Here is a 23,585-nt window from a genome sequence, read left to right on the forward strand (position 1 = left end):
CGGAAGGGCCATCTGGGCAACCGGGTGCCGGTGCTGCTCGCGCACGGTCGCGCCGACGCGGCCGTACCGGTCGGGCAGGCGGTCGCGCTGACCTCGGCGCTGCTCCGGGCCGGCCACCCGGTGCACTCGCTGGTCACGGATGGCGGGCACGCCCTGCCGCTGCACCGGCCCGACATCAGCGCCGTCGTCGCGGCCTTCCTCGACGCGAACCTGCCCGGCTGACCGTCCGTTCGGCGGCCGGTCGGGTGGCGCCGGGCGGACCGGGCCGGCGCTCAGCCGAGCAGCGCTTCGAGCCGGGGTACCAGTTCCGCCGGTGCCGGCATCGCGGCCATCTCCCGGCGTACCTCGTCGGCGGCCGAGCGCAGCCCCGGGTCGGTGACGAGCCGGCCCAGTTCGGCCCCGCTGATCGCGCGTTCGGGTACGGCCAGCCCGGCGCCCCGGGCCGCCACCAGCTCCGCGTTGTGCCGGCGGTCGCCCGGGCCGGGCACCACGAGCTGCGGTAAGCCCGCCGCCAGCGCGCCGAGCACCGAGCCGGCCCCGCCGTGGTGCACCACTCCGGCGCAGTACGGCAGCGCGGCGTTGATCGGGATCCAGTCGACGGTACGGACGTTGTCGGGCAGCGGCCCGTGCCGCAGTACCCGCCGGTCGGGGCGGACCAGCACGAACTCGGCGTCAACCCCGGCGGCGGCCCGCACCACGGAGGTCATCAGGGTGCCGCCTCCCGGGCCGGCCACCGTACTGCGACTGACCAGGATCCTCGGCCGCTCACCCGGCCCCCGCAGCCACTCCGGCAGCTCGCCGACGCCGGTGGACGGCACGCCGCGCAGCGGCCAGCCGGCCCGCTCGCCGACCACGCTGGGCGGGGCGATGGTCAGGGTGGCGGCGCTCGGGCGCAGGCTGCCGATCCCGCTGCGCTGCTGGGCCCGGACCAGCCGGGCGGCGGTCACCCGGACCAGTTCGGCGCCGTCGAAGAGCGAGTTCTCGTGCAGTACCGCCGGTACCGCCCGGCGGGCGGCGGCGAGCGCGCCGGAGACGGCCAGCGGTTCGTGGACGACGAGGTCCGGCTGCCAGCGGTCGGCGAGGGTGACCAGGCCGTCGACCATCTGCTCGTTGGCGGCGCCGAAGAGCAGCGCGACGCCCCGGGTGCCGGCCCGGCCGGCCAGTTCGGCCCGGGCGGTCAGCGGGTGCCGCAGCATGGTCCGCCGGGCGATCCGGTCGAACCGGAACCCGGGGGCGATGTCCTCGACCGGCAGCCCGGTCCGGCCTACCGCGAGCCCGTCGCCGCCGGTGGCGAGCAGCACCTCGTGGCCGGCGTCCCGGAGCGCCTCGGCCAACGGCACCATGGGAAAGACGTGTCCGAGCAACGGCGCTGACGCGAAGAGGACCCGCATGCCGCCAGCCTAGTGAATCTTCCTCGATCCTCCCGTCGCGGCCGTGGGAACCCGGGCTGGAAGGGTTCAGTGCTCCGGTGACCATCCGGTGCAGCGGGCCGGTCGAGTACCGGACCGGGGCCGGTGATGCCGGCGAGCAGGGCCGGCGGCAACCGGGCACCGGCCGCCACCGCCAGCCGTCCGGGCGAGCGGCGCAGCGCCGTGACGTCGTGCCCGGGTACGGCGAACCGGCCCGCTAGGTCGCTGTGCCAGCTAGCTGACTGTGCTACCTTCTTCGCCGTGGATCAGGAGCGCCGTGGCCAGTGGTTGCGCGGGGTGCTCGACCTCTGCGTCCTCGCCCTGCTGCACCGCCGGGAGTCCTACGGATACGAGTTGGCCCAGTCGCTCGACGCGAGCGGGATCGGCCCGATCCAGGGCGGCACCCTCTACCCGGTGCTGCTCCGGCTGCAACGGACCGGCCTGGTGAGCGCGCAGTGGCGGGAGGGCGCCGCCGGCCCGGCCCGCAAGTACTACCGGATCACCCCGGCCGGCGCCGAGACGTTACGCCGGACCGCCGTCGACTGGGACGCCTTCGCCAGCGGGGTGGGGGCGGTCCTGCGGGAGGTGCAGACACGTTGAACTCCGACGGATGGCTTCAGGCGCTCACCGGTGAGCTGCACCGGCAGGGCCTCGACGCGGATCTCGTCCGGCACGTGGTCGCCGAGTCCGCCACGCACCTGCGGGACAGCGGCGAGCCGCCGTTGCAGGTCTTCGGCCCCCCGGGGACGTACGCGGCGGCGGTGGCGGAGAGCCTCGGCACGTCCCGGCAGAACGCCGGGATCGGGACGGCCCGGGTGGGCACGCCGAGCCGGACACCACACGGCGCCGGCCCGGTCCGGCTGGAGGTACGCGGCATCACCAAGCGCTACCGCCGACGCCCGGTGCTGACCGGCGTGGACCTGACCGTACGGGCCGGTGAGATCGCCGCCGTGGTCGGGGCGAACGGCGCCGGCAAGAGCACCTTCCTGCGGATCTGCGCCGGCCTGCTCAGCCCGGACTCCGGCCGGGTCCGGGTGCACGGCACCCTCGGCTACTGCCCGCAGTCCGGCGGTACCGCCGACTTCCTCTACCCCGAGGAGCACTTCGTGCTGGTCGGTGCGGGGCGCGGGCTGCACCGGGCACAGGCGCGGGCGGCCGGACGGGCGCACGCCGCCGCGCTGGACTGGGATCCGGCCGGCCGGACCCAGGCCCGGCACCTCTCCGGCGGGACCAGGCAGAAGCTCAACCTGGTGATGGCCGCGCTCGGCGAACCCGACGTGCTGCTGCTCGACGAGCCCTACCAGGGTTTCGACCGGGGCACCTATCTCGACTTCTGGCAGCAGCTCTGGCGGTGGCGGGCGGACGGCCGGGCCATCGTCGTGGTGACCCACCTGCTCAACCAACTCGACCGGGTCGACACCGTGCTCGACCTGACCCCGGCCCGGGAGACGTCGGCATGACCAAGATCTGGACGGTGGCGGAGCTGGCCCTGCGCGAGGTGGTCCGGCGCCGGGGCGTACTGCTGATCCTGCTGGTCTTCCCGCTGGCCTTCTACGCCAGCCGCCGGGACGACCACGCCGGCCAGTCGATCCGGTTCGTCTGTCTCGGGCTGAGCTGGGCGCTGAGCACCGCCGCGCTCTTCGCCGGGAGCGCCGCCCGGGGCATCGAGCCCCGGCTGCGGCTCTCCGGCTACCGGGCACACCACCTGCACCTCGGCCGGCTGCTGGCACTCTGGACGGTCGGTGCCCTGCTGTCGGTGCCGTACTTCCTGCTGGTCCGCTTCGACCAGGACGACGTCCGGTACGGCGCCATCGCGCTGATCATGGCGTTGACGGTGGCCACCGCCGTCCCCTTCGGACTGGCGCTGAGCGCGATCCTGCCCCGGGAGTTGGAGGGCACCCTGGTGCTGCTGATCGTGGTCGGGCTCCAGATGGTGATGGATCCGGCCGACACCGCCGCCCGGGCGCTGCCGTTCTGGTTCAGCCGGGAGATCGGCACCTACGCGATCGACCACACCGACAGCGGCTATCTGGCCCGTGGTCTGCTGCACGGCGTGATCCTGACCGTGGCGCTGACCGCGCTGGTGGCGACCGCCTCCGGAATCCGGCTGCGCCAGCGCCGGCACCTCCGGTTCGAGTGAGCCCGCCGGAGCCGTAGAGTTGTCCGGGTGATCCCGCTGGAGGCGGCCGCTGCCGCGTACGCGACCTGGATCACCCCTGACCTGCCGCTCTACGGCAACGACCACGAGCGCGCCGACTTCGCTCCCTGACCGGCCGGTTCCGCCCCGTCCACCGGCCCGTCACCTCCACCCCTCCCAGGGAGCGATCCACCATGTCGTCGACCGTCGACACCTCCGCACTCGCCGTCCTGAAAACCCCACAGACCGCCCGGGTACTCGCGGCCAGCCTGCTCGGCCGGATCCCGCTCGGCGCCGCACCGCTGGCCCTGCTGGTCTTCGCCCGGGAGACGATGACGCTGACCCTGGCCGGGCTGCTGGTCGGGGCGTACACCGCCGGGATGGCGGTCGGGCAGCCGATGCTGGCCCGGCTCGCCGACCGCTGGCGGCAGCCGCCGGTGCTCTGGCTGGCGGTCACCGTCTCCACCGTCGGCTTCGCGCTGGTCGCGGCGTCGCTGGCCGGCCCGTTGACCGTCGGTGCCGCCGCGCTGGCCGGGCTCGGGGCGCCGCCGTTCGAGGCGTGCCTGCGGGTGCTGTGGCGGGACCTGCTGCCGGAGGAGCGGATCCACACCGCGTACACGTTGGACACCGCGACCCAGGAACTGATCTTCGTGGTCGGGCCGGTGCTCACCCTCGGCGCCGTCGCCGCGTTCGGCCCGGCCGGCGGGTTGGCCGCCGCCGCGCTCTGCCAGGCCGTCGGTACCGCCTGGTTCGCGACCGCCCCGGCGGTCCGCCGCTGGCGGGGTGTGCCGGCGGTACGACACTGGGCCGGCCCGCTCCGCTCCGGCCCGCTCCGGGTGGTCCTCGGTGCGCTGGTGCTGATCGGTGCCGGCGTCGGCAGTGTGGCGGTGGCGGCGACCGGCTACGCGGAGGCGGCCGGCGGCCGGTCCTGGGCCGGCTGGCTGCTCGCCGCCCAGGCGGTCGGGGCGCTGACCGGCGGCCTGCTCTACGTCCGGTCCCGCACCGCCCGCCGGTACGGCACGCTGCCCCGCGCGGCGGCGGCGCTGGCGCTGGGTTACCTGCCGCTGCTGCTCATCCCCGATCCGCCGGTGATGCTGGCGCTGATGGCGGTCAGCGGGCTGGCCCTGCCACCGCTGCTCACCATCACCTTCGTCGGGATCGACGCGGTGGCACCGGCCGGTACCGCCGCCGAGGCGTTCGCCTGGGCCGCCACCGCCTTCTCGGTGGGCAGTGCGCTCGGCGCGGCGGCGACCGGTCCGCTGCTGGACGGCACCGGCAGCACCGCCGCCGGATTCGCCATCGCCCCGGTGACCATCGGACTCGCCTGGCTGGTCCTGGCCCTCGCCGCCCGCCGACCGACGCCCACCCCGGCCGGGGTGTGAACCCGGGCAGCAGCCCGGAGCCACCGACGCCGAGGGCAGCGGTGCCGAGAGCAGCGGTGCCGAGCCGCCGGGCAAGCGGTGCCGGCGGGGCGGCAGCGACCGGCCGGCGGCGACGGGTTAGGTGGCCGGCTCAGGCGTCGTCGGGTCGCGGCGCGGGCGGATCGACGAAGAGGGCCAGCCGGTCGACGCTGACCGCGCTGGTCAGCAGCCGCTCCTTGCGGTTGCCGAGCAACCGGCGGGTCCAGTCGACGAAACCGCCGTCGCCGAGTTCGACCCGCTCGCCGTCGAGTACCGCTCCGAGCTTGAAGCAGCAGCCGGTGTAGTAGCCCCGGCCGCCGGAGCGGTCGGGGTCGTCGCGTACCAGGATCTTCGGGTGGTCGGCCAGGGCGGCCCGGGCCGCCTCGGCGATCGGCGCCGCCGCCGGGTCCAGCACGGTGAGCGCGACCTCGACCGTCTCCACCCCGGCCGCCTCCAGCGCCGCGCAGAGGATCCGCAACTGCTCAGCGCAGCTACGCCGCTCGAACGCCAGGCTCCCGGTGTCCCGACCGGCGGTGACCAGGGCGAGGAGGCTGAAGTGGGCGAACCGGCCCGGCCCGCCGAACCGCTGAGCCCGGATCACCCGTTGCAGGGTGGCCAGCCGCACCGGCGGAGCCGACCGGCCGTCCCGGGCGAGCAGTTCCCGCCGCCGGACCGCCGCCTCCAGCGCCAGCCCGCTGGTCGGGTCGGCCGCCACCTCGCTGCCCCGGACCGTGGCGAGCACGTTGTTCTGGTTCACCCCGCCGACCACGGAGTGGGTGCCCAGCGGCGTGACCGGGGCGAGGGTGAGCAGTTCGTAGCGGTCCGGGACGGCGGAGAGCAGCAGGTCCTCGGCCCGGCGCAGCCGGCGGAACCCGGCCTGCGCCGGCGCGACGAACCGGTCCTCGGTGTACCGGCGGAGTACGTCGGCCGGGGTCAGGAAGCCCGCCCGGGTCCGGAACGCGGCCAGCAGCAGCGTGACCAGATCCGAACCGGAGAGGCGTACCCCCAGGGTGTTCAGGATCTCGGCGCCACCGGCCTGGCGCAGCACCCGGGCCAGCGCGGCCCCCTCGACCATGTCAGGATCCGCCATCGCATATCGCTATCACGGCGGATCGCCGTCCACCACCCACATTCGGCGTCCCGGCCCGTCACCGGCCGCTGCCGTCGGTCCTCACTCGGGCTCCAGCTGCACCCGGCCCCGGCCGAACGCGTCGGTCCGGCCCCACCGCCCCGGGATGCCGATCAGCTCGATCCGGCCGAGCCGCTCCGGGATCGCCGGGTCGATCGTCAGGTGGTCCTGGTGCGGCCGCAGGCCGAGCAGGGTACGGAGCAGCACCAGCGGGGTACCCGCCGACGAGCAGTGCGGGCTGCACGCCCGGGGGTACTGCACCGGGTACTTGGTGAGCTGGCGGTCGTACCCGGCGAACGCCTCCGGCATCCGGCCGCCGAAATATTCGGACGCCTCGATCATCGTCACCGCCAGCCGGGCCGCCTGCTCGACGAAGCCGTAGCGGCGCAACCCCATGGCGATGAGCGAGTTGTCGCTCGGCCAGACCGCCCCGGTGTGGTAGCCGACCGGGTTGTACCAGGCCTGGTCGTAGGCGAGCGTCCGGACGCCCCAGCCGGAGTAGAGCGGCCGGCTGAGCAGGTGGTTGGCGACCAGACCGGCCCGGGACTCGTCGACGATGCCGCTCCAGAGCAGGTGGCCGATGTTCGAGGCGAGCGCGTCGACCTGGCCACCCTCGGCGTCGAGCGCGAGCGCGTAGTAGCCCCGTTCGGCGATCCAGAAGTCCCGGTTGAACCGGCTGCGCAGGTCGGCCGCCTCCCGCTCCAGCCGGTCCGCGTACGCCGGGTCGTTCCAGAAGGTACGCGCCAGCCGGGCACCCCGGATCTTGGCGTCGTAGGCGTACCCCTGTAGTTCGCAGGTGGCCCGGGGCTTGCCGGGCAGCCGGCCGTCGGCGTACATGACGGAGTTCCAGGAGTCCTTCCAGCCCTGGTTCTCCAGCCCGCCGGGGCTGCGGCACTCGTACCAGACGTAGCCGTCGCCCATCAGGTCGCCGTACGTGTCGATCCAGGCCAGCGCGGACCGGGCCTCGTACTCCATCAGCCGCACCGTGTCACCGTCCCCGGTCCACAGCTCGTACTCGTCGAGCAGGATCACGAAGAGCGGCGTGCAGTCGGCCGTGCCGTAGTAGGTGGTGTACGGGGTGTCCTCGAAGCCGCCCGGTTCGCCGTACCGGATCTCGTGCATGATCTTGCCCGGTTCCTCGTCCCGGAAGTCGTCGATCCGACCACCCTGGAGCAGGGCGAGCAACCACAGCGCGCTGCGGGCGATGTGCGGCAGGAACGGCAGCGTCTGGAAGCCGGCGAGCAGGCTGTGCCGGCCGAACAGCGTCATGTACCAGGGCAGCCCGGTCGCCGTCAGCTTCACCTGGCTGGTCAACCCGGTGTACTGCAACGCGGCAAGGTCGATCAGGCTGCGCCGGTAGGTGTCCGAGAGCGTCTCCGAGTCACAGGTGAGCTTCGGGGCCAGGGCCAGCCACTCCTGGAGTTCGCGCCGCTTCTCCGGCCGGACCTGCTGGTAGCCGCGGAGGTTCTCCCGGACGTCCCGGCCGCCCGCGCCCTGGATGACGCCGGTCGCCCGGATGGTGGTCGACCAGGTCCCGTGCGCGCCGAGTTCGACCCGGAAGGTGAGGCCGTCGGCGTCGATCTCGGCCGGCTCGCTGCTGGTGACGATCGTCTCGGAGACGTGCCGTTCCCGCTGGTGGCGAAGCCGCAGCCTGCCCTCCTCGACGAACTTCACCGCCCGCCCCGGCATGGAGCGAAACTCCCGGGCGTCGAAGACGTCCGCGAAGTCGGAGTCGATCTCCATCCGCAGCGTCAGCACCACCGACTCGTCCCGGTGGTTGAGCACGGTCAACTGTTCCTCGAACGCCCCGCCGAGCGACCGGTGCCGGATCACCGAGGTCTTCGCGTCCACATAGTGGGTCGGCTGGCCGGGCACCAGGAAGAACCGCGACTCGAAGTACTGGAGGTCGTCGATGGAGAGGGCGTGCAGCCGCTCGCCGTCGATCGTGAGTACCCACTTGGAGAGGAAGCGGGTGTCCCAGGCGAAGAGCCCCGACGGATAGTCCGGCGACGGGTCGACGTCGCCGGTGGAGTCGCTGAGCATGAACGTGTTGCCGTCCAGGATGCTGACCAGGTCCTTCACGATCGACGCTCCCGTTCCCGAGCACCGGTCCGGCCGGCGAACCGCTCCCGGATCCGCTCCCGGGGGTCCCGGGTGCCGGGCGGCGAGGGGAAGACCCGCCGGAACATCAGCAGCAGCGGCAGGCTCCCCCGTACCGTCACGTCGTTCCGGTTGTAGGCGGCGATCACCTGCGCCTCGCCGGTCGCACACCGGTCGAAGAGCGCCTTCTCGGCCTCGACCACACAGTCCGCGTCACGCTTCTCGTGCGACACCAGCACGTTGCCCCGGTTGATCGCGACGAACCAGTGGTCGACGTGGCCGTCCCGGTCGAGGTCGAACCGGAGCGTTCCCCGGGCGTGCGCCGGCAGCATCTCCGGCCCGTGCTCCTCGACCCGGCAGAAGAATTCGGCGGTCGGATCCGCCATCGGCTGGTGCCTCCCATTCCCGACTCGTCCGGCATCCCGCACAGCGGCGCGTGCCATCTCCCGATCACTCCATCAGCCGGGGCGGCATCCGGCTGTGCTCCGCCCGGCCCCGACCGAAGGCGTCGATCAGGCCCCACCGGCCGGGGATGTCCAGCAGCTCCATCCGGCCCATCCCCTCCGGCAGGGCCGGGTCCACCACCAGGTGCTCACCGTGCGGGTCGAGGCCCAGCAGGGTCCGGATCAGCAGCATCGGCGTACCGGTCGACCACGCCTGCGGGCTGCACGCCGTCGGGTACTGCACCGGATACTTCGTCAGCGCCCGGTCGTAGCCGGCGAACGCCTCCGGGAGCCGGCCGTCGAAGTACCGCCCGGCCTCGATCATCGCCTCGGCGATCTGGCCCGCCTCGTGCCGGAAGCCGTACCGGCGCAGGCCCCAGGCGATCAGCGAGTTGTCGAACGGCCAGACCGTGCCGACGTGGTAGCCGATCGGGTTGTACCGGCCCTCCCCCTCGGCCAGGGTCCGCACCCCCCAGCCGGAGAAGAGCCTCGGCCCGAGCAGATGCTCGGCCACCTTCGCGGCCCGGTCCTCGTCGACGATTCCGCTCCACAGCAGGTGTCCCATGTTCGACGAGAGCGCGTCCACCTGGCCGCCCTCGATGTCCAGGGCCAGCGCGTAGTACTCGCCGTCGTCGACCCAGAAGTCCCGGTTGAACCGCTGCTTCAGCTCCGCCGCCTCCCGCTCCAACTGGTCGGCGTAGACCGGATCCTTCCAGCAGAGCCGGGCGAGCCGGGCGCCCCGCATCTTGGCGTCGTACGCGTAGCCCTGTAGTTCGCAGGTGGCCCGGGGGAAGGCCGGCAGCCGCCCGTCGGAGTACGAGATGCCGTCCCAGGAGTCCTTCCAGCACTGGTTCTCCAGGCCGTTGCGCAGGTTGCGTCGTTCGAACCAGACGTAACCGTTGCCCATCAGGTCCCCGTACCGGTCGATCCAGGTCAGCGCGGCCCGGGCCTCGGCCTCCAGCGTCCCGACCAGCTCGGTGTCCCCGCTCCACCGCTCGTACTCGTCGAGCAGGATCACGAAGAGCGGGGTCGAGTCGGCCGAGCCGTAGTACGGCGAGTGCGGCTGCTCCTCGAAGGCCGTCGACTCGCCGTACCGGACCTCGTGCAGGATCTTTCCCGGCTCGCGTTCCCGGAAGTCGTCCAGGGTCACCCCCTGGGACATCGCCAGGTAGCGCAGCGTCGGCCCGGCGAGTTCCGGGGTGAACGGCAGCGACTGGAGGCAGGTGATCAGGCTGTCCCGGCCGAACATCGTCATGAACCAGGGCAGGCCGGCGGCCGGCAACGGCGGCCCGGAGGTCAGCGGCCTGTACCGCAGCGCGGCCAGGTCGGTCAGGCTGCGCTGGTACGTCTCGGTCAGCGCCTCGCTGTCGCTGGTGAGCTTCGGCGCCCGCTCCAGCCAGGCGTCCAGGTCCCGCCGCATCTCCTGCGGGGAGCGGCTGTGGTGCTGCTGGATGCTGAGCCGGATGTCCCGGCCGCCGGCCCCCTCCACCAGGGTCTCCACCCGCAGCCGGGTCTGCCACTGCCGGTGCGCCCCGATCCGCAGCGTGAAGCTGATCCCACCCTCGTCGAACTCGGCGGGTGCGCTCGAGGTGATGATCGTCTCGCGCCGGTAGGTGTCCCGCTGGTAGCGCAGCCGCAGTCGGTCCTTCTCCACCAGCACGGTGGTGTTGCCGACCTTCTCCTGCACGTCCTTGATCTCGAACAGGTCGGCGAAGTCGCTCTCGGCGTTCAACCGGACGGTCAGCTCGACCGGCCGGTCCTGGTGGTTGAGGACGGTCAGATCCTCGACGAAGCTGCCGCCGATCGTCCGGTGCCGGATGATCGACAGCTTGGCGTCCACGTAGTGCGTCGGCTCGCCGGGCACCAGGAAGAACTGCGACTCGAAGTACTGGAGGTCGTCGACGGAGAGCGCGTTGAGCCGGTTTCCGTCGACGGTCAGCTCCCACTTGGACAGGAACCGGGTGTCGAACGAGAAGAGCCCGGTGGGAAAGGTCGGCGACGGGTCGATGTCGCCCCGGTTGTCGCTCACCACGAAGGTGTTTCCGTCGAGAATGCTGACCAGTGGTTTCATCACCGCTGCCCTCGCTGCCGTACCCAGTCCCGGGGCTCGTGCGCCCCCGGCGGCCCGGGAACGAGGTGGTTCAGGTAGCTGTACAGGCCGAGCTTCCCCTCCACCGTGACCCGGTTGCAGAGCAGCGCCGCGAACGGGTTCGACTCGCCGGCGGCGATCCGGTTGAAGAACTCGCGGTCGGTCCGCACCGTGCAGTCCGCCGAACGGTCCGTCTGGGTGGCGCTCACACTGCCGGCGCTGAGCACCAGCAGCCAGGTGTCGAGGTGCTCACCGGACTCGAGTTCGAAGCGGACGGTGCCGCGGATCCGGCTCAGCAACGGGTCCGGGGGCCGGTGGTTGAGCCCTTCGAAGAACTCCGTGGTCGGATCCATCGCCCTGCCCTCCCTCGCCTGCGACCGGGCACAGGTGCTGGCCCACGTCGAACCGCTGCCTCCGGGTCCCGGACGGGGACCTCCCGCTGCCGGAGCGGGGCGCACAGCCCGACGAGCCCGGGGACGCCGTTGTCGCCCGGACCCGTCGGGCCGGTCTCAGTTGTTCGGTTCATCGGCGCTGATGTCGGCGAGCACGGACTGCGGCTCCCGCTCGACCGCCAGGTCGCCGAGGGAGACCAGTCCGATCAACCGGCCGTCCTCGACCACCGGCAACCGCCGTACGCCGTACGTCCGCATCAGGTCGGCGGCGGCGACCGCGTCGTCGTACTGCGTCACGGTCACCACGTCCTGGGTGAGGATCTGGTTCAGCGTGGCGCTCGACGGGTTCAGCTCTTCGGCCACCCCGCGTACCGTGATGTCGCGGTCGGTGACGATACCTACCACGTCGTCCCCGTTGGTCACGATCACGTCGCCGATGGCGCTGTCCCGCATCTCCTGGGCGGCAGCGGTGAGCGTGTCGCCGCCGTCCATGGTCACCAAGCGGGTCGTCATGAACTCTCCGACGGTCGTCATCCTGCTCCCCTCTCAAGGTCGGCCGACCCGGTCTACCCGGGCAGACCTCGACGTAACGCCGCACGGCCGGGCCGGACGCTCCGCCCGGGGGCCACCCGCCCAGCACCGCAGGGCGGCCGCCGCCCGGGCCGGTCGGTACGGAAGGTCAGCATCGGGACGTTGTCCGCAGAGCCGTTCTTGTCCCGTCGGCGGAGGTTCGCCCGGGAAGTACCCGGATGTGCGGTTCTCCGCCGGGGCAAGTGAGGGGGCGGCGGCCGATCCGGCGGCATGCCCGAGGCGGGGAGCGGACCGAGCAATGTCGACGATGCGGGTCCGGGAGAGGGTACGCCCGGTGGCCGGGCGGGTAGACCGTGCGGGCTAGCTAGCCGCGCGGCGGTACGCCGTACACCCGGTCGACCGGGAGCCGGAGCACGAGTCGCCGGTCCGCGACCATCGCCCGGCGGTAGTCGTCCCAGTCCGGGTGCTCACCCTGGACCGCCCGGTAGACGTCGATCAGCTCCTCGACCGTCGGGTCGGTCCGCTCGGCCGCCACCGGGGTCAGCTCGGCGACGCCCTCGGCGACCGCGTACGCCCAGCCGTCGGCGGTGCTGACCTGGAAGCTCGCCCGGGGGTCGCGCCGCAGGTTGGCGGTCTTGGCCCGGTCGGCGGTGATGGAGACCCGGACCAGCCGACGCTCCGGGTCGTAGCAGTAGTTGACGTTGGACAGTTGCGGCCGGCCGTCCCGCTTGATCGTCGCCAGCACGCCGAGCGACCCGTCCCGGATGATGCCGAGCAGCGCCTGTTCCGTCCGGTCGTCCACCACGCCCACCTCCAGAGCAGAATCGACCCCACCCTACCCACCGCCGCAGCCCCGCCGCCGGTGAGCGGCGGGGTCGGGTGTCAGCGCGACTCGCCGGCCACCAACTCGGCGATCTGCACGGCGTTCAGCGCCGCGCCCTTGCGCAGGTTGTCGTTGGAGCAGAAGAACGACAACCCGTGCTCGACGGTCTCGTCGACCCGGAGCCGGCCGACGTACGTCGGGTCCTGCCCGGCCGCCAGCAGCGGCGTGGGTACGTCCGCCAACGCCACCCCGGGGGCCCCGGCCAGCAGCTCGCGGGCCCGCTCCGGGCGGAGCGGCCGGGCGAACCTGGCGTTGACCTGCAACGAGTGCCCGGTGAAGACCGGCACCCGGACGCAGGTGCCGGAGACCTTCAGCTCGGGAATCTCAAGGATCTTGCGGCTCTCGTTGCGGAGCTTCTGCTCCTCGTCGGTCTCCGCCGACCCGTCGTCGACGATCGCGCCGGCCAGCGGCAGCACGTTGAAGGCGATCGGCTGGGCGTACTGCCGGGGGGCCGGGAACTCGACGGCCCGGCCGTCGAAGGCGAGCGCGGCGGCACCGTCGGCGACCTTGCGGACCTGCTCGTCCAGCTCGGCGACCCCGGCCAGTCCGGAACCGGAGACCGCCTGGTAGGTCGCCACGACCAGGCTGAGCAGCCCGGCCTCGGCGTGCAGCGGACGCAGCACCGGCATCGCCGCCATCGTGGTGCAGTTGGGGTTGGCGATGATGCCCCGGGGGCGTACGGCGGCGGCGTGCGGGTTCACCTCGGCGACCACCAGCGGCACCTCGGGATCCATCCGCCAGGCCGAGGAGTTGTCGATCACCACCGCACCGGCGTCGGCGACCCGGGGGGCGAGTGCCCTGCTCGTGCCCTTTCCGGCCGAGAAGAGCGCGATGTCCAGCCCGGCGTAGTCGGCGGTCTCCGCGTCCTCGACGGTGACTTCACCGTCCCGCCAGGCCAGGGTGCGCCCCGCCGACCGGGCCGAGGCGAAGAGTCGCAGCTCGTCCACCGGAAACTGGCGTTCGGCGAGTATCCGCCGCATCACGCCACCGACCTGCCCGGTGGCCCCCACAATCCCGATCCTCATACCGCGAGGCTACCCAGCCGCTCCGGCGGCCCGGCAAGCCGATTACCGCACCGCCCAGCATCCGGTCACCCCCGGCCGCCGCGCCCAGCATCCAATCAGCCCCGGCCGCCGGGCCGCCCGAACCGGGCCGCCCGGCGCAGCGCGTCAGCCGGCGGCGTCGACCAGCTCGCCGAGGCCGCTGGCGACCAGCTCGTCCCGGATCACCGCCGCGTCACCCTCGATCACCAGGGTCAGCCCCTGCGGATGCAGGTGCGTCGCGGCCGCCGCCGACACCGCCGGCTCGGCGGTGGAGAGCAACTGCTCGCGCAGCGTCGCGTGGTAGTCGTCCGGCAGGTCGTGCACGACCAGCGTGGCGAGCGCGCTGGCGATGGCCCGGGGCGTCTGCAACTCCACCGAGAGCTGCCCGGCCCGCCAGGCGCGGGCGACCGCCAGCTCCGGCTCGGTCACCCCGGCGTCCCGGGTACGGGTGATCTCGCCCACCGCGTCGACCAGGGCCGGCGCGGTGACGGCGGTCTGCACCCCGGAGCTGACCACGAACCGGCCGAACCGCCGGGAGTGGCCGAACTCGGCCCTGATCCCGTACGTGTAGCCGCGTACCTCCCGGATCAGGTGGTTCAGCCGGGAGGTGAAGGCCCCGCCGAGCACCGTGGCGGCCAGCGCCATCGGCACGTGGTCCGGGTGGGCCCGGTGCGGTGCCGGGTGCCCGAGCCGCAGCGTGGACTGGACCGAGCCGGGCCGGTCGACCAGGATGATCCGCCGCTCGTCCCGGACCGGCACCTCCAGCGGCGGACCGGCCGGCTGCACCGCACCGTCCGCACCGGCGAACGCGGTGGTGCCGAGCACGTCCAGGTCGATCCGGTCGAGGTCGCCGACGACCAGCAGGGTGCCGAACCGGGTCAGCCAGGCGGCGTGGAACGCGGTGACGTCGTCGACGGTGACCGCGGCCACCGAATCGGGATCGCCGTCCATCGGGCGACCGTGCCGCTGGTCCGCACCGAACAGGTCGGCGCGGAGCACGGCGTCGGCCCGTGGCCCCGGGTTGGCCCAGTACATCCGCAGCGCGGTGACCTCGTCGTCGCGTACCCGGGTGATGTCCGCCGGGTCGAGCCGCGGGGTCCGGACGGCCTCGGCCAGCAGCTCCACCGCCGCCGGCAGCCGATCCACCGGCACCAGCACGCTGACCTGAAACGCGTCCCAGTCGGTGGCGATGGTCAGCTCGGTGCCGAGCCCCTCCAGCGCCAGCGCGTACGCCGTGGAGTCGCGCCGGGTCGTCCCCTCCTCCAGCGCCTTCGCGAGTACCCCGGAGAGGCCCTCCCGGCCGAGCGGCTCCCGCCCGGCGCCCCCGTCGAGCAGCAGCACCGCGACGGCGAGATGGTGCCCCGGCAGGTGGGCCGCGACCACCTTGCCCCCGGCCACCGTCCGGCGGACCACCGTCGGGAAGGTGTACGGCCGGGCGGCCCCGGTCGGCGGCCGTTCCGTGATCAGGATGGGACCCGGCTCGCTCATGACGCCTCTTCCTCGGTCTCCGGCAGGTAGGTCAGGGTCGCCCGGTCCTCGGGCCGGAGCAGCTCGGCGGCGAGCGCGGCCACCTGCTCCGCGGTGACCGAAAGCCAGCCCGGCAGCCGGTCGGCGGCCCGGGCCGGGTCGCCGAGCTGGGTGGCGTGCCGGCCGAGGATGTCGGCCCGGCCGTCGACGCTGGCGAGCTGCCGCCACCAGCCGGTGGTGAGCAGCGCCTTGGCCCGGTCGAGTTCGGCTCCGGTCACCCCGTCGGCGAGCCCGTCCAGCACCTCGACGAGGCCCGCCTCCAACTCCTGCGCGGTCACCCCGTCCCGGGCGGTGGCGGTGACGATCATCGGAGCCGGCGCGTACGCCAGGTCGACGCCGAACGCGCCGATGCTGTCCGGCTGGGCGAGCCGCGCGCCGTCGGCGAGCCGCTGGTAGAGCCGGCTGCCCCGGCCGCTGCCGAGCAGCGTCGCCAGCACGGTCACGGTGTCGTAGCCGGGGCCGCCGAACGGGTGGGTCCGGTGCGCCAGGTAGACCCTCGGGGCGGGCACGTCAGCGGTGACGGTCTCCCGGACCGGCGCCCCGATGCTCGGCACGACCCGGCCGTCCGGGGCCGGCGGGATGTCCGGCTGCGGCACCAGCCTGCCGAAGTAGCGCTCGGCCAGCGCGAAGACCTCGTCGGCCGAGGCGTCACCGGCCACCGTGAGCACCGCGTTGTTCGGCGCGTAGTAGGTGGTGTGGAACGCCTGGAAGGTGGCCAGGTCGGCGGCGTTCAGGTCGGCCATCGAGCCGATCGTGGCGTGGTGGTAGGGGTGCCCGGGCGGATAGAGCAGCGGCAGCAGGCGCAGCCAGGCGTCGCCGTACGGGACGTTCTCGTAGCGCTGCCGCCGCTCGTTCTTCACCACCTCGCGCTGGTTGTCCAGGGTCTCCTGGGTCAGCGCCGGCACCAGGCCGCCCATCCGGTCCGCCTCCAGCCAGAGCGCGAGCGCCAGGTGCTCCGAGGGCAGCGTCTCGAAGTAGTTGGTCCGGTCCGGGTTGGTGGTCGCGTTCAGCGAGCCGCCGGAGCCCTGCACCAACTGCATGTGCTCGGTCTTGGCGACGTTGACCGAACCCTCGAACATCAGGTGTTCGAACAGGTGGGCGAAGCCGGTCTGGCCGTCGGGCTCGTGTCGTGAGCCGACGTCGTACCAGAGGTTGACCGCGACGACGGGGGCGCTGCGATCCTCGCTGACCACCACACGCAGGCCGTTGTCCAGCCGGGTGGTCTCGATCGGCCAGGGATAACCGGTCTCGGGCATGGCCACGACGCTATCCGATCGGAGGGTTGCGGCGTGGACAGCCCCGCCGGGCGGGTGGGTCAGGTGGCCGGCAGGTCGACCGTCATCCAGATCGGCAGATGGTCCGAGGACTCGACCGGGGAGCCGGGCCGGCCACAGGTGTGCGGCAGTCCGGCGTTGGTGAAGAGATAATCGATCTTGATTGTGTTGGCGTTGTCGTGCGGGGTGCTCGTGTAGTAGGTGCCCGGCCCGGTACGCGGCGAACCGGTGCCGGCCTGGGCGCACTCCACGAAGGAGTCGTAGAGCGGCAACACCCCGCCGCCCGGATAGCTGACATTCGCCGGCGGTTGCAGGTTGAGGTCACCACCGAAGATCACCCGGAACCGGGACGGCCAGACGTACGCCTGGTAGGCCGCGACCTGCTGGGTGCGGAACGCGTACGAGGCGTCGTCGCCGTTGTAGGAGAAGTGGGCGTTGCAGAGCTTCACCCACCACGACTCGACGGTGGCACAGATGGCCACCCGCCACTCCGCACCGTCGGCCGACGGCAGGTAGCGCGCCTCCCACCAGGTGTTCTCGTCCGGTACCGCGAGCATGATCCCGTAGTCGCCCCGGCCGCGTACGCACTGCTTGTCCGGGGAGGTCGCCGGGTCGGCGCTCTGCTTCAGCTTGATCGGCGCGAACCGGACGTCCCAGCCGTAGCCGTAGTGCTCCTCCAGTTGGTATTCGAGCGGCTTGGCGAAGGAGCTGCACACCTCCTGGACGATCGCCGCGTCCATCGGGGTGCCGTGGTTGCGCATGTGCCAGCGGATGGTCCCGATCAGCCCGTTCGGGTCCTCGTAGTATTTGCACGCCGAGTTGTTGCCGCAGGCGTTCCAAGTCATGATCTTGACTGTCCGGGCCGGTACCGCCGCGACCCCGACCCCCGCCTCGGCCGGCCGGGCCGCCGCGACTCCGGGCGCCTCCCGCCCGAGACCGCCGGCCCCCAGCGCGGCACCGGGCACACCGAGCGTGCCCAGTACGCCCAGCACCGCCGAGGTGACCGCCAACCAGCGCCGTGTCGATCTCATCCGCTTCCCCCGTCGCAAGGCATCCAGAGGCACAGATATACACCACCGTGGCCGGGTCCGTGGGGGTGCCGGCCACGATGGTCGATCCCGGTTCCGGCCGCGTGGAGACTGTTGCCCGGCCGGTCCCGGCGCCTATCGTGCGGATCACCCCTGCACATTGGTCGATGGACCTGGCCGGGTGGCAGGAACGCCCGCGCGACCGACCGGCGCTCGGAGTAGTCCCAAGGAGACAGAGTTGACGACCCCTTCGACACCCGCCGCCACCAGCGGTCGGACGGCACCGCGCCGACGCCTGGCCACCCTCGCGGTGGCCGCCCTCGCCGCCGGCGTACTCCCGGTGCTGGTCACCTCCACCCCGGCCAGCTCGGCGCCGGCCCAGCCGGCTAACCCGTGGACCCGGCTCGCCGACGGCTCCAGCGCCGCCCGGTCCGCCGGGCCCACCGACATCCAGGCCGAGCGGTTCACCGGGTACGCCCTGGACCGGGCGAGCCTCGCCGCCACTCTGGAGCGGGCACCCGAGGAGCGCGCCGGCACCGCCCCGGCCCGGTCCCTGGTCGTGGCACTGCCCACCCCGGACGGCACGTTCCAGCGGTTCGCGCTGGTCGACTCGCCGGTGATGGCGCCCGGCCTGGCCGCCCGGCACCCGGAGATCCGGACGTACGCCGGTCGGGGGGTCGACGATCCGACCGCGACCGTCCGGGCCGACCTCACCCCGCTGGGCTTCCACGCCTCCGTCCGGTCCGAGCGCGGCGCCTGGTACGTCGACCCGTACAGCCGCGCCGACCAGGGCCGGTACGCCAGCTACTACGTGCAGGACGCCACGAACCCCGACGAGCCGTTCGTCGAGCGGGAGGACGTGGCGCAGACCGCCGAGGCGCTCGCCGACGAGGTCGGGGCGGCCCCGGGCGCGGCCGGCGGCGACGTGACACTGCGGACGTACCGGCTCGCCCTGGTCACCGACCCGTCCTACGCCAGCTACTTCGGGGCGGCCAACGTCACCGCCGCCAAGGTGACGCTGGTGAACCGGGTGACCCAGATCTACGAGGACGAGACGGCGATCCGGCTGGTGCTGGTCGACGAGACCGAGAAGACCAACCTGAACACCCCGGCCGAGGCGACCGGGGCGAACGGGCCGTGCGGTGCGGCGCCCTGCTACACCGAGGCGCAGCTCGCCTCCTGTGCCGGCGGCACGCTGAACCGCAACAACATCGTGCTCGGCCAGCTCGTCGGGGCGTCCGACTACGACGTCGGGCACATCGGGCTCGGCGTCAACGGCGGCGGGATCGCCGGGCTGGGCGTGGTCGGCGGGGCCAACAAGGCGCGCGGCTGCACCGGCCTGCCGACCCCGGTCGGCGACTTCTTCGCCGTCGACTACGTCGCGCACGAGATCGGCCACCAGTTCGCCGGCAACCACACCTTCAACGGCACCCAGTGGAACTGCTCCGGCGGCAACCGCAGCCCCGCGAACTCGTACGAGCCGGGCAGCGGTTCGTCGATCATGGCGTACGCCGGCATCTGCCAGCAGGACAACCTGCAACCGCACAGCGACCCGTACTGGTCGCAGCGCAGCTACACCGAGATCACCACGTACGTCGGCTCGGCCCGGCCGGCCGTCAACGAGGTGCAGAACGTCTCGCTGCGCGACTTCGACACCGACGGCGACTCGTTCACGCTGCGCTACGGCGATGCCGAGTCGGCGCCGATCGTCCGGGGCGTCAACTACAGCGCGGCCGGGATCAAGGCGGCGATCGAGGCGATCCCCGGCTGGCCGGCCGGCGCGCTCGTCGCCGTCGCGCCGTTCGGCGGCACCGGCGTGCTGGACGACACCGGGTTCCAGGTCACCTTCGCCAGCGGCCCGGTGGCGGCGGTCAACGTCGGCACGCTCGCCGTCACCAACGCCAGCGGCGCGGACGGGTTCGTCGGCGAGACGGTCAAGGGCGGCCCGATCGACAACGGCGGCTGGCGGGTCGAGCAGACCGGCAACTCGGCACCGGTGGTCACCGCGCCGGCCGCGTACACCATTCCGGTCCGTACCCCGTTCGCGTTGACCGGCAGCGCCACCGACGCGGACGGCGACACCGTGACGTACCTCTGGGAGCAGAACGACCGGGGCGGCGTCAGCGGCGGCAGCACCGCCGGGACCGCGCTGGTCAGCAACACCAAGACCAACGGCCCGCTGTTCCGGCAGTTCGGCACGGCGGCGATCGTCAGCCCGACCGACACGCTGGAATACCACTCCCCCGGGCTGAACGCGGTCACCACCGACCCGACCCGGGTCTTCCCGGACCTGGCCCAGATCGCCGCCGACAACACCAACGCGAAGACCGGCACCTGCCCGGCCGCGCCGCCGCCACCGGTGAGCGGCGGGGCGAGCAACGTGCCGCCGGAGATCGTCGACTGCTACTCGGAGTTCCTGCCCACCGCCGACTGGGTCGGCTTCACCGGCGACCGGACCCTGCACTTCCGGCTCACCGCCCGGGACGGAAACCCGGGCGCGGGCGGGATCGGCAGCGCCGACACCGCGCTGACCCTGGCGCCGGCCGCCGGACCGTTCCTGGTCACCTCGCAGTCCAGCGCGCAGACCCTGACCGGCGGCGCCGCGCTGCCGGTGAGCTGGGACGTGGCCGGCACGGACGCCGCGCCGGTCGGGGTGAGCGAGGTGAAGATCTCGCTCTCCGTCGACGGCGGAAAGACCTTCGGGTACGTCCTCGCGGAGCGCACCACCAACGACGGCGCCGAGACGGTGACCCTGCCGAACGTCGGCGCCAAGGCGGCCCGGATCAAGATCGAGGCGGTCGGCAACGTCTTCTTCGACCTCAACGACGCCGACCTCACGCTCCGGGCCACCCCGAAGGTGACCTTCGACGGTGGCGAGGTGGTGACGGTGCAGTACAGCGACCCGATCCTGCCCGAGGTGCGGGTCACCGCCACCGACCCGGACGGCGGTCCGGGACAGCTCACCGCGACCGCGACCGGGCTCCCCGCCGGCCTGGCGCTCGGGGCCAAGACGCCGGAGGAACCGGACGAGGCCGGCGCACCGGCGGTCTGGGGCGTCGTCGGCAACAACCGGGCCGCTCCCGGCGACTACCCGGTGACGGTGACCGTCACCGACCAGCACGGGCAGACCGGGACGGTCTCGTTCACCGTCCGGGTGCTGCCGGAGGCGGCCGAGCTGGCCTACACCGGGGACACCCTGGTCTCCGGGTCGGGGCGGAGCGCGGAGGTGCTGCTCCAGGCCACCTTGCGGGAGATCCCGCCGGGTTCCGGCGCCGAACCGTGGCCGGGTGACGTCTCGACCGCGACGGTGACCTTCGCCGCCGGTGGCCGGACCCTCTGCACCGACGTACCGGCGCCGCTCGGCACCGACGACTTCGGGGCGGTGGCGAGCTGCACGGCGAGCCTGCCGAACGGCAGCTCGGAGGTGACCGTCACGCTCGGCGGCAACTACGCCGGCAGCACGAAGGCGCGGGTCGAGGTGACCAGGGCGGGCACCTCCGTGGTGCTCGGCGGCGGCTCGGTGACCCCGACCAGGTCCGCCGGGGCGTACCCGGTGGAGCCGAAGTCGCGGGTCGACCTCAGCGTGCTGGTCGCGCAGACCCGGTTCGGCGGTACCGGTACGACGACTCTCTCCTTCCGGTCGGAGGGTCGCAGGTACGAGATCCGGGGCGTCGGGCTCGACTCGTTCGGCGTACGGTCCGGTGCCGGTGTCGACCGCCTGGACCTGCGCACCCGGGCCGGCCTCTACGACGTCACCGACCCCCGCCGACCGGTCACGGTGGCCACCGGGCTGAGCCTGCGGATCACCGGTACCGACCGTGGCCCGCTCGGCGGTAGGGACAGTGTGGCGGTCACCCTTACCGAGGGCGACCGGCTGCTCCTCGCCACCGACTGGACCGGCCTGACCAGCAAGGAGATCAACCTGACCAGCGGTACGCTGCTGGTCCTGTGAGTTGTGGGAAGGGCCTCTCCCCGTCGGATACGTACGGGAAGAGGCCCTTCTCCATTTCCGTCCTCACGCCCTCCGGGAGTGACGGCCCTCGGCCGGTGGCTCGACTGCTCTGGCAACCGCACGTACCAGCCGGACGACCCCGGCGACCCGTCAGGGTCAGGCGTGATGTTCGCTGCACCGTCGCTCATCTGGCACTACGTCACCGCCCATTCGTACCGGCCGCCGACTGAATTCATCGAGGCCGTGCAGCAGTACGACCCGGGTTGGATTTCGGAAGCGAGCCCGTGGATACCCGACGATGCCACCCGCATCACGTTCGACTGATCCAAGGCGCCGACCGGCGTCGCGCCCATCGCGCCAGAAGCGCAATCAGCCGCCCCGACCACTCTCGCCTCGGCTCGTGCGTGCACGGGGCCGGGCTATATCGGTACCTGCTCGCGCAGGGCAATCGGTCACGGCGCAGGCTCGGCCGGGCGGCTGCTGGTGTTGTAGGCGTTCTTCGCGGCGACCACGGCCGCCTGGACGTGTTCGGGGTCGACGCCGTGCACGTTGAGTGGCGGGTGCAGGCGCCGGACGAGTTCGGCCTCGATGGCCGCCGGCTCCGCGTCCTCGGCCCAGGTGAGGCGCAGGTGCGCGTACATCCACGCGGTCAACCGTGCCTCGTCCTCGGGGACCAGGACAACGCGGTTGGTCCAGGTCGTCCGGTAGCCCTCGGACGCGAGGAGTCCGGCCAGTGTGCGGCGCAGCGTCGAACTGCCCGAGCGCCGGAGATGATTGCGCAGGATCCGGCCCCGCAGACTGGTCGCCCGACCGAGGTAGAGCAGCCGTAGCGACGGGACGTGCCCGTTCGGCGGTCCGGGGAGTTCGGGAAAGGTCGAAGGAGCGGCCCACCAGGCGTAGACACCGCTGCCGCGGCTGAGTCCCTTGACGGCGACGTCGAGTCCGACCGGCGTGCCGGACAGCAGGCGCAGGGCCTCTGCGGTACGGGCCTCGTTGGTGCGGACGTCGTCGGGTCGCATCTCGGGAGTGTTCATCGGGACGATGCTAGGCGTCCCGTCCGGTCCGGTCCTGTCGGTGCCGCTGGGACTGCCCCGTTTCCTGGCGCGGCTGAATGCTCGCGGGTACGTAGACTGCCGCGCCATGGGAGAGATCGTCGTGCTGGGCGAAATCAGCTGTCCGTCCGGGGAGGTTGTGATCCTTGACGGCGGCATCCTCGGCATGTGGTCCGGCCAGCGCTCGCCGAACGAACTGGACCCGCGCGGTCTCGGTATCGACGATCCGCAGGTTTGCGCAGACGTGTCGGGAGCCGTCGACTATGCCGTTGTCGGACCCGACGCCGAAGGTGCCGCGGCGTCGTTCCCACGACGCCCGACGCGATACCACTACGACATTCCCGCCTCACGAACCGCCGACTGGACGGAGCTGTTCGCGCAGCACTGCCGCGAGCACCGGTGGGACGCCACCCTGCAACCCGCCGCAGCCCAGGTACCGCATCGTGAGCGGGCCCGCCGGTGCGCGGTCGAACGCCTCGCCGGGTTCCTGGTCTTCGGGCTGCCAGCGGTGGCGGTCGACGGGCTGCCCACCCGCGCCCCGGTCAGGCTCGAGGCCCAACGCTCCGACGGGCCGTGGCACGGCTGGTCGCAGATGATTCTCCGGGTGCGTGACGCACCGGTCGCCACGACGACCGGCGTGGGGTTGGTCGGCGTGGACGCCGCCCGGCTGGCATTCGCCGACCCTGACGCGCTCGCCCAGTGGCGTCACGATGAACCACTGGACGGCCTGGCCGACGTCGCGTTCTGGGGAGTTGCCGCCGCCGAGGCGGCGGTGGAGTTCAGCGCCGACCCCCTGACCGCCGCCGGAGACGAGGGCAGCTACGGCTGGACAGACTTACCCATCCGATCCGCGCTGCGCCGCGCGACGACCATCGAGGCATGGATGAACGCCGAGCCCACCCGGCGAATGGTGGTCGACTTCCGTCCACACTCCCACCACTGGCAGGTGATGCGGCAGGTCCGAGCCAGCGACAACGAGACCGGCACCATCACCATCGGCGACGCCCAGATCCTGTTCGCCATGACCAGCTGGGGTGATGGGCTGTTCCCCGTGCACGCGGACCGCGATGCCGCAGGGAATCTCGTCTCGCTCCGTATCACCCTGGCTGAACAACTGAGCAACTGAACACTGAACACCGAATTCGCGGCCGCTACGGCCCCGGTTGGGGTGGTGCGCACGGAGGGCGGCAGATGCC

Annotated in this window: 21 protein-coding genes; 8 read left to right on the plus strand and 13 right to left on the minus strand. The window is 72.6% G+C overall.

Annotation, left to right across the window (positions count from 1 at the left end):
- Positions 1 to 30: 30 nt before the first annotated feature.
- A complete protein-coding gene (locus tag C6W10_RS22180; RefSeq protein WP_159104711.1) occupies positions 31 to 222 on the plus strand; it encodes a S9 family peptidase in 192 nt (63 codons plus the stop codon).
- Positions 223 to 272: 50 nt separating this feature from the next.
- Here C6W10_RS22180 and C6W10_RS22185 read toward each other — a convergent pair whose 3' ends face one another.
- Positions 273 to 1,391 (minus strand): nucleotide disphospho-sugar-binding domain-containing protein, encoded by a 1,119-nt coding sequence (locus tag C6W10_RS22185; protein WP_107260157.1) that lies wholly within the window; start codon positions 1,389 to 1,391, stop codon positions 273 to 275.
- 279 nt (positions 1,392 to 1,670) lie between these two features.
- Between C6W10_RS22185 and C6W10_RS22190 the strand changes: the two genes are divergently transcribed.
- The 4 genes from C6W10_RS22190 to C6W10_RS22205 all read left to right on the plus strand — a co-directional run bounded on the left by C6W10_RS22190 (position 1,671) and on the right by C6W10_RS22205 (position 4,928).
- Positions 1,671 to 2,009, plus strand: coding sequence for a PadR family transcriptional regulator (locus C6W10_RS22190; RefSeq protein ID WP_107260159.1), 339 nt, complete (start codon positions 1,671 to 1,673; stop codon positions 2,007 to 2,009).
- Complete coding sequence (locus C6W10_RS22195; protein ID WP_107260161.1) at positions 2,006 to 2,869, plus strand: ATP-binding cassette domain-containing protein; 864 nt, start codon at positions 2,006 to 2,008, stop codon at positions 2,867 to 2,869. Before C6W10_RS22190 ends, C6W10_RS22195 begins: the two co-directional genes overlap by 4 nt.
- Positions 2,866 to 3,549, plus strand: coding sequence for a hypothetical protein (locus C6W10_RS22200; RefSeq protein WP_107260163.1), 684 nt, complete (start codon positions 2,866 to 2,868; stop codon positions 3,547 to 3,549). Before C6W10_RS22195 ends, C6W10_RS22200 begins: the two co-directional genes overlap by 4 nt.
- 191 nt (positions 3,550 to 3,740) lie before the next feature.
- A complete protein-coding gene (locus C6W10_RS22205) occupies positions 3,741 to 4,928 on the plus strand; it encodes an MFS transporter (RefSeq protein ID WP_107260165.1) in 1,188 nt (395 codons plus the stop codon).
- Positions 4,929 to 5,058: 130 nt separating this feature from the next.
- On the opposite strand, the gene C6W10_RS22210 is transcribed toward C6W10_RS22205, so the two are convergent.
- The 11 genes from C6W10_RS22210 to C6W10_RS22260 form a co-directional block, all read right to left on the minus strand.
- Complete coding sequence (locus C6W10_RS22210) at positions 5,059 to 6,036, minus strand: hypothetical protein (RefSeq protein ID WP_159104712.1); 978 nt, start codon at positions 6,034 to 6,036, stop codon at positions 5,059 to 5,061.
- A gap of 81 nt (positions 6,037 to 6,117) precedes the next feature.
- Positions 6,118 to 8,160: a glycogen debranching N-terminal domain-containing protein gene (locus tag C6W10_RS22215; RefSeq protein WP_199854066.1), complete on the minus strand. Its 2,043-nt coding sequence runs from the start codon at positions 8,158 to 8,160 to the stop codon at positions 6,118 to 6,120.
- Positions 8,154 to 8,561 carry an SCP2 sterol-binding domain-containing protein gene (locus tag C6W10_RS22220; protein WP_159079578.1) on the minus strand — a complete coding sequence of 136 codons (408 nt, stop codon included), beginning with the start codon at positions 8,559 to 8,561 and terminating at the stop codon, positions 8,154 to 8,156. Before C6W10_RS22220 ends, C6W10_RS22215 begins: the two co-directional genes overlap by 7 nt.
- Positions 8,562 to 8,625: 64 nt before the next feature.
- The gene (locus tag C6W10_RS22225; RefSeq protein ID WP_107260172.1) at positions 8,626 to 10,689 is read right to left on the minus strand and encodes a glycogen debranching N-terminal domain-containing protein; all 2,064 of its coding nucleotides are present in this window, start codon (positions 10,687 to 10,689) and stop codon (positions 8,626 to 8,628) included.
- Positions 10,689 to 11,060 carry an SCP2 sterol-binding domain-containing protein gene (locus C6W10_RS22230; protein WP_107260174.1) on the minus strand — a complete coding sequence of 124 codons (372 nt, stop codon included), beginning with the start codon at positions 11,058 to 11,060 and terminating at the stop codon, positions 10,689 to 10,691. Before C6W10_RS22230 ends, C6W10_RS22225 begins: the two co-directional genes overlap by 1 nt.
- Before the next feature lie 156 nt (positions 11,061 to 11,216).
- Positions 11,217 to 11,633, minus strand: coding sequence for a CBS domain-containing protein (locus C6W10_RS22235; protein ID WP_107260176.1), 417 nt, complete (start codon positions 11,631 to 11,633; stop codon positions 11,217 to 11,219).
- A gap of 361 nt (positions 11,634 to 11,994) precedes the next feature.
- Positions 11,995 to 12,432, minus strand: a complete 438-nt coding sequence (locus tag C6W10_RS22240; protein ID WP_107264182.1) for a PPOX class F420-dependent oxidoreductase — start codon at positions 12,430 to 12,432, stop codon at positions 11,995 to 11,997.
- A gap of 80 nt (positions 12,433 to 12,512) precedes the next feature.
- A complete protein-coding gene (locus C6W10_RS22245; protein WP_107260178.1) occupies positions 12,513 to 13,538 on the minus strand; it encodes an aspartate-semialdehyde dehydrogenase in 1,026 nt (341 codons plus the stop codon).
- A gap of 144 nt (positions 13,539 to 13,682) precedes the next feature.
- Positions 13,683 to 15,044 (minus strand): pitrilysin family protein, encoded by a 1,362-nt coding sequence (locus C6W10_RS22250; RefSeq protein ID WP_107260180.1) that lies wholly within the window; start codon positions 15,042 to 15,044, stop codon positions 13,683 to 13,685.
- On the minus strand, positions 15,041 to 16,339 hold the full coding sequence (locus C6W10_RS22255; RefSeq protein ID WP_107260182.1) for a pitrilysin family protein: 1,299 nt from the start codon (positions 16,337 to 16,339) through the stop codon (positions 15,041 to 15,043). The genes C6W10_RS22250 and C6W10_RS22255 overlap by 4 nt, the downstream gene beginning before the upstream one ends.
- A 59-nt stretch (positions 16,340 to 16,398) precedes the next feature.
- Positions 16,399 to 17,388 (minus strand): endonuclease/exonuclease/phosphatase family protein, encoded by a 990-nt coding sequence (locus tag C6W10_RS22260; RefSeq protein ID WP_234361381.1) that lies wholly within the window; start codon positions 17,386 to 17,388, stop codon positions 16,399 to 16,401.
- Positions 17,389 to 17,623: 235 nt separating this feature from the next.
- On the opposite strand from C6W10_RS22260, the gene C6W10_RS22265 reads away from it, so the two are divergent.
- Both C6W10_RS22265 and C6W10_RS22270 read left to right on the plus strand, forming a co-directional pair.
- On the plus strand, positions 17,624 to 21,337 hold the full coding sequence (locus tag C6W10_RS22265) for a M12 family metallo-peptidase (protein ID WP_234361382.1): 3,714 nt from the start codon (positions 17,624 to 17,626) through the stop codon (positions 21,335 to 21,337).
- 78 nt (positions 21,338 to 21,415) lie between these two features.
- Entirely contained in the window at positions 21,416 to 21,661 is a 246-nt protein-coding gene (locus tag C6W10_RS22270) for a hypothetical protein (RefSeq protein WP_107260188.1), read from the plus strand.
- 128 nt (positions 21,662 to 21,789) lie between these two features.
- On the opposite strand, the gene C6W10_RS22275 is transcribed toward C6W10_RS22270, so the two are convergent.
- Entirely contained in the window at positions 21,790 to 22,371 is a 582-nt protein-coding gene (locus C6W10_RS22275; RefSeq protein ID WP_107260189.1) for a GIY-YIG nuclease family protein, read from the minus strand.
- A 106-nt stretch (positions 22,372 to 22,477) separates the two neighbouring features.
- Between C6W10_RS22275 and C6W10_RS22280 the strand changes: the two genes are divergently transcribed.
- Positions 22,478 to 23,515 carry a hypothetical protein gene (locus C6W10_RS22280; RefSeq protein WP_107260191.1) on the plus strand — a complete coding sequence of 346 codons (1,038 nt, stop codon included), beginning with the start codon at positions 22,478 to 22,480 and terminating at the stop codon, positions 23,513 to 23,515.
- Positions 23,516 to 23,585 lie beyond the last annotated feature (70 nt).

This window comes from Plantactinospora sp. BB1, assembly GCF_003030385.1.
Lineage (GTDB): Bacteria > Actinomycetota > Actinomycetes > Mycobacteriales > Micromonosporaceae > Plantactinospora.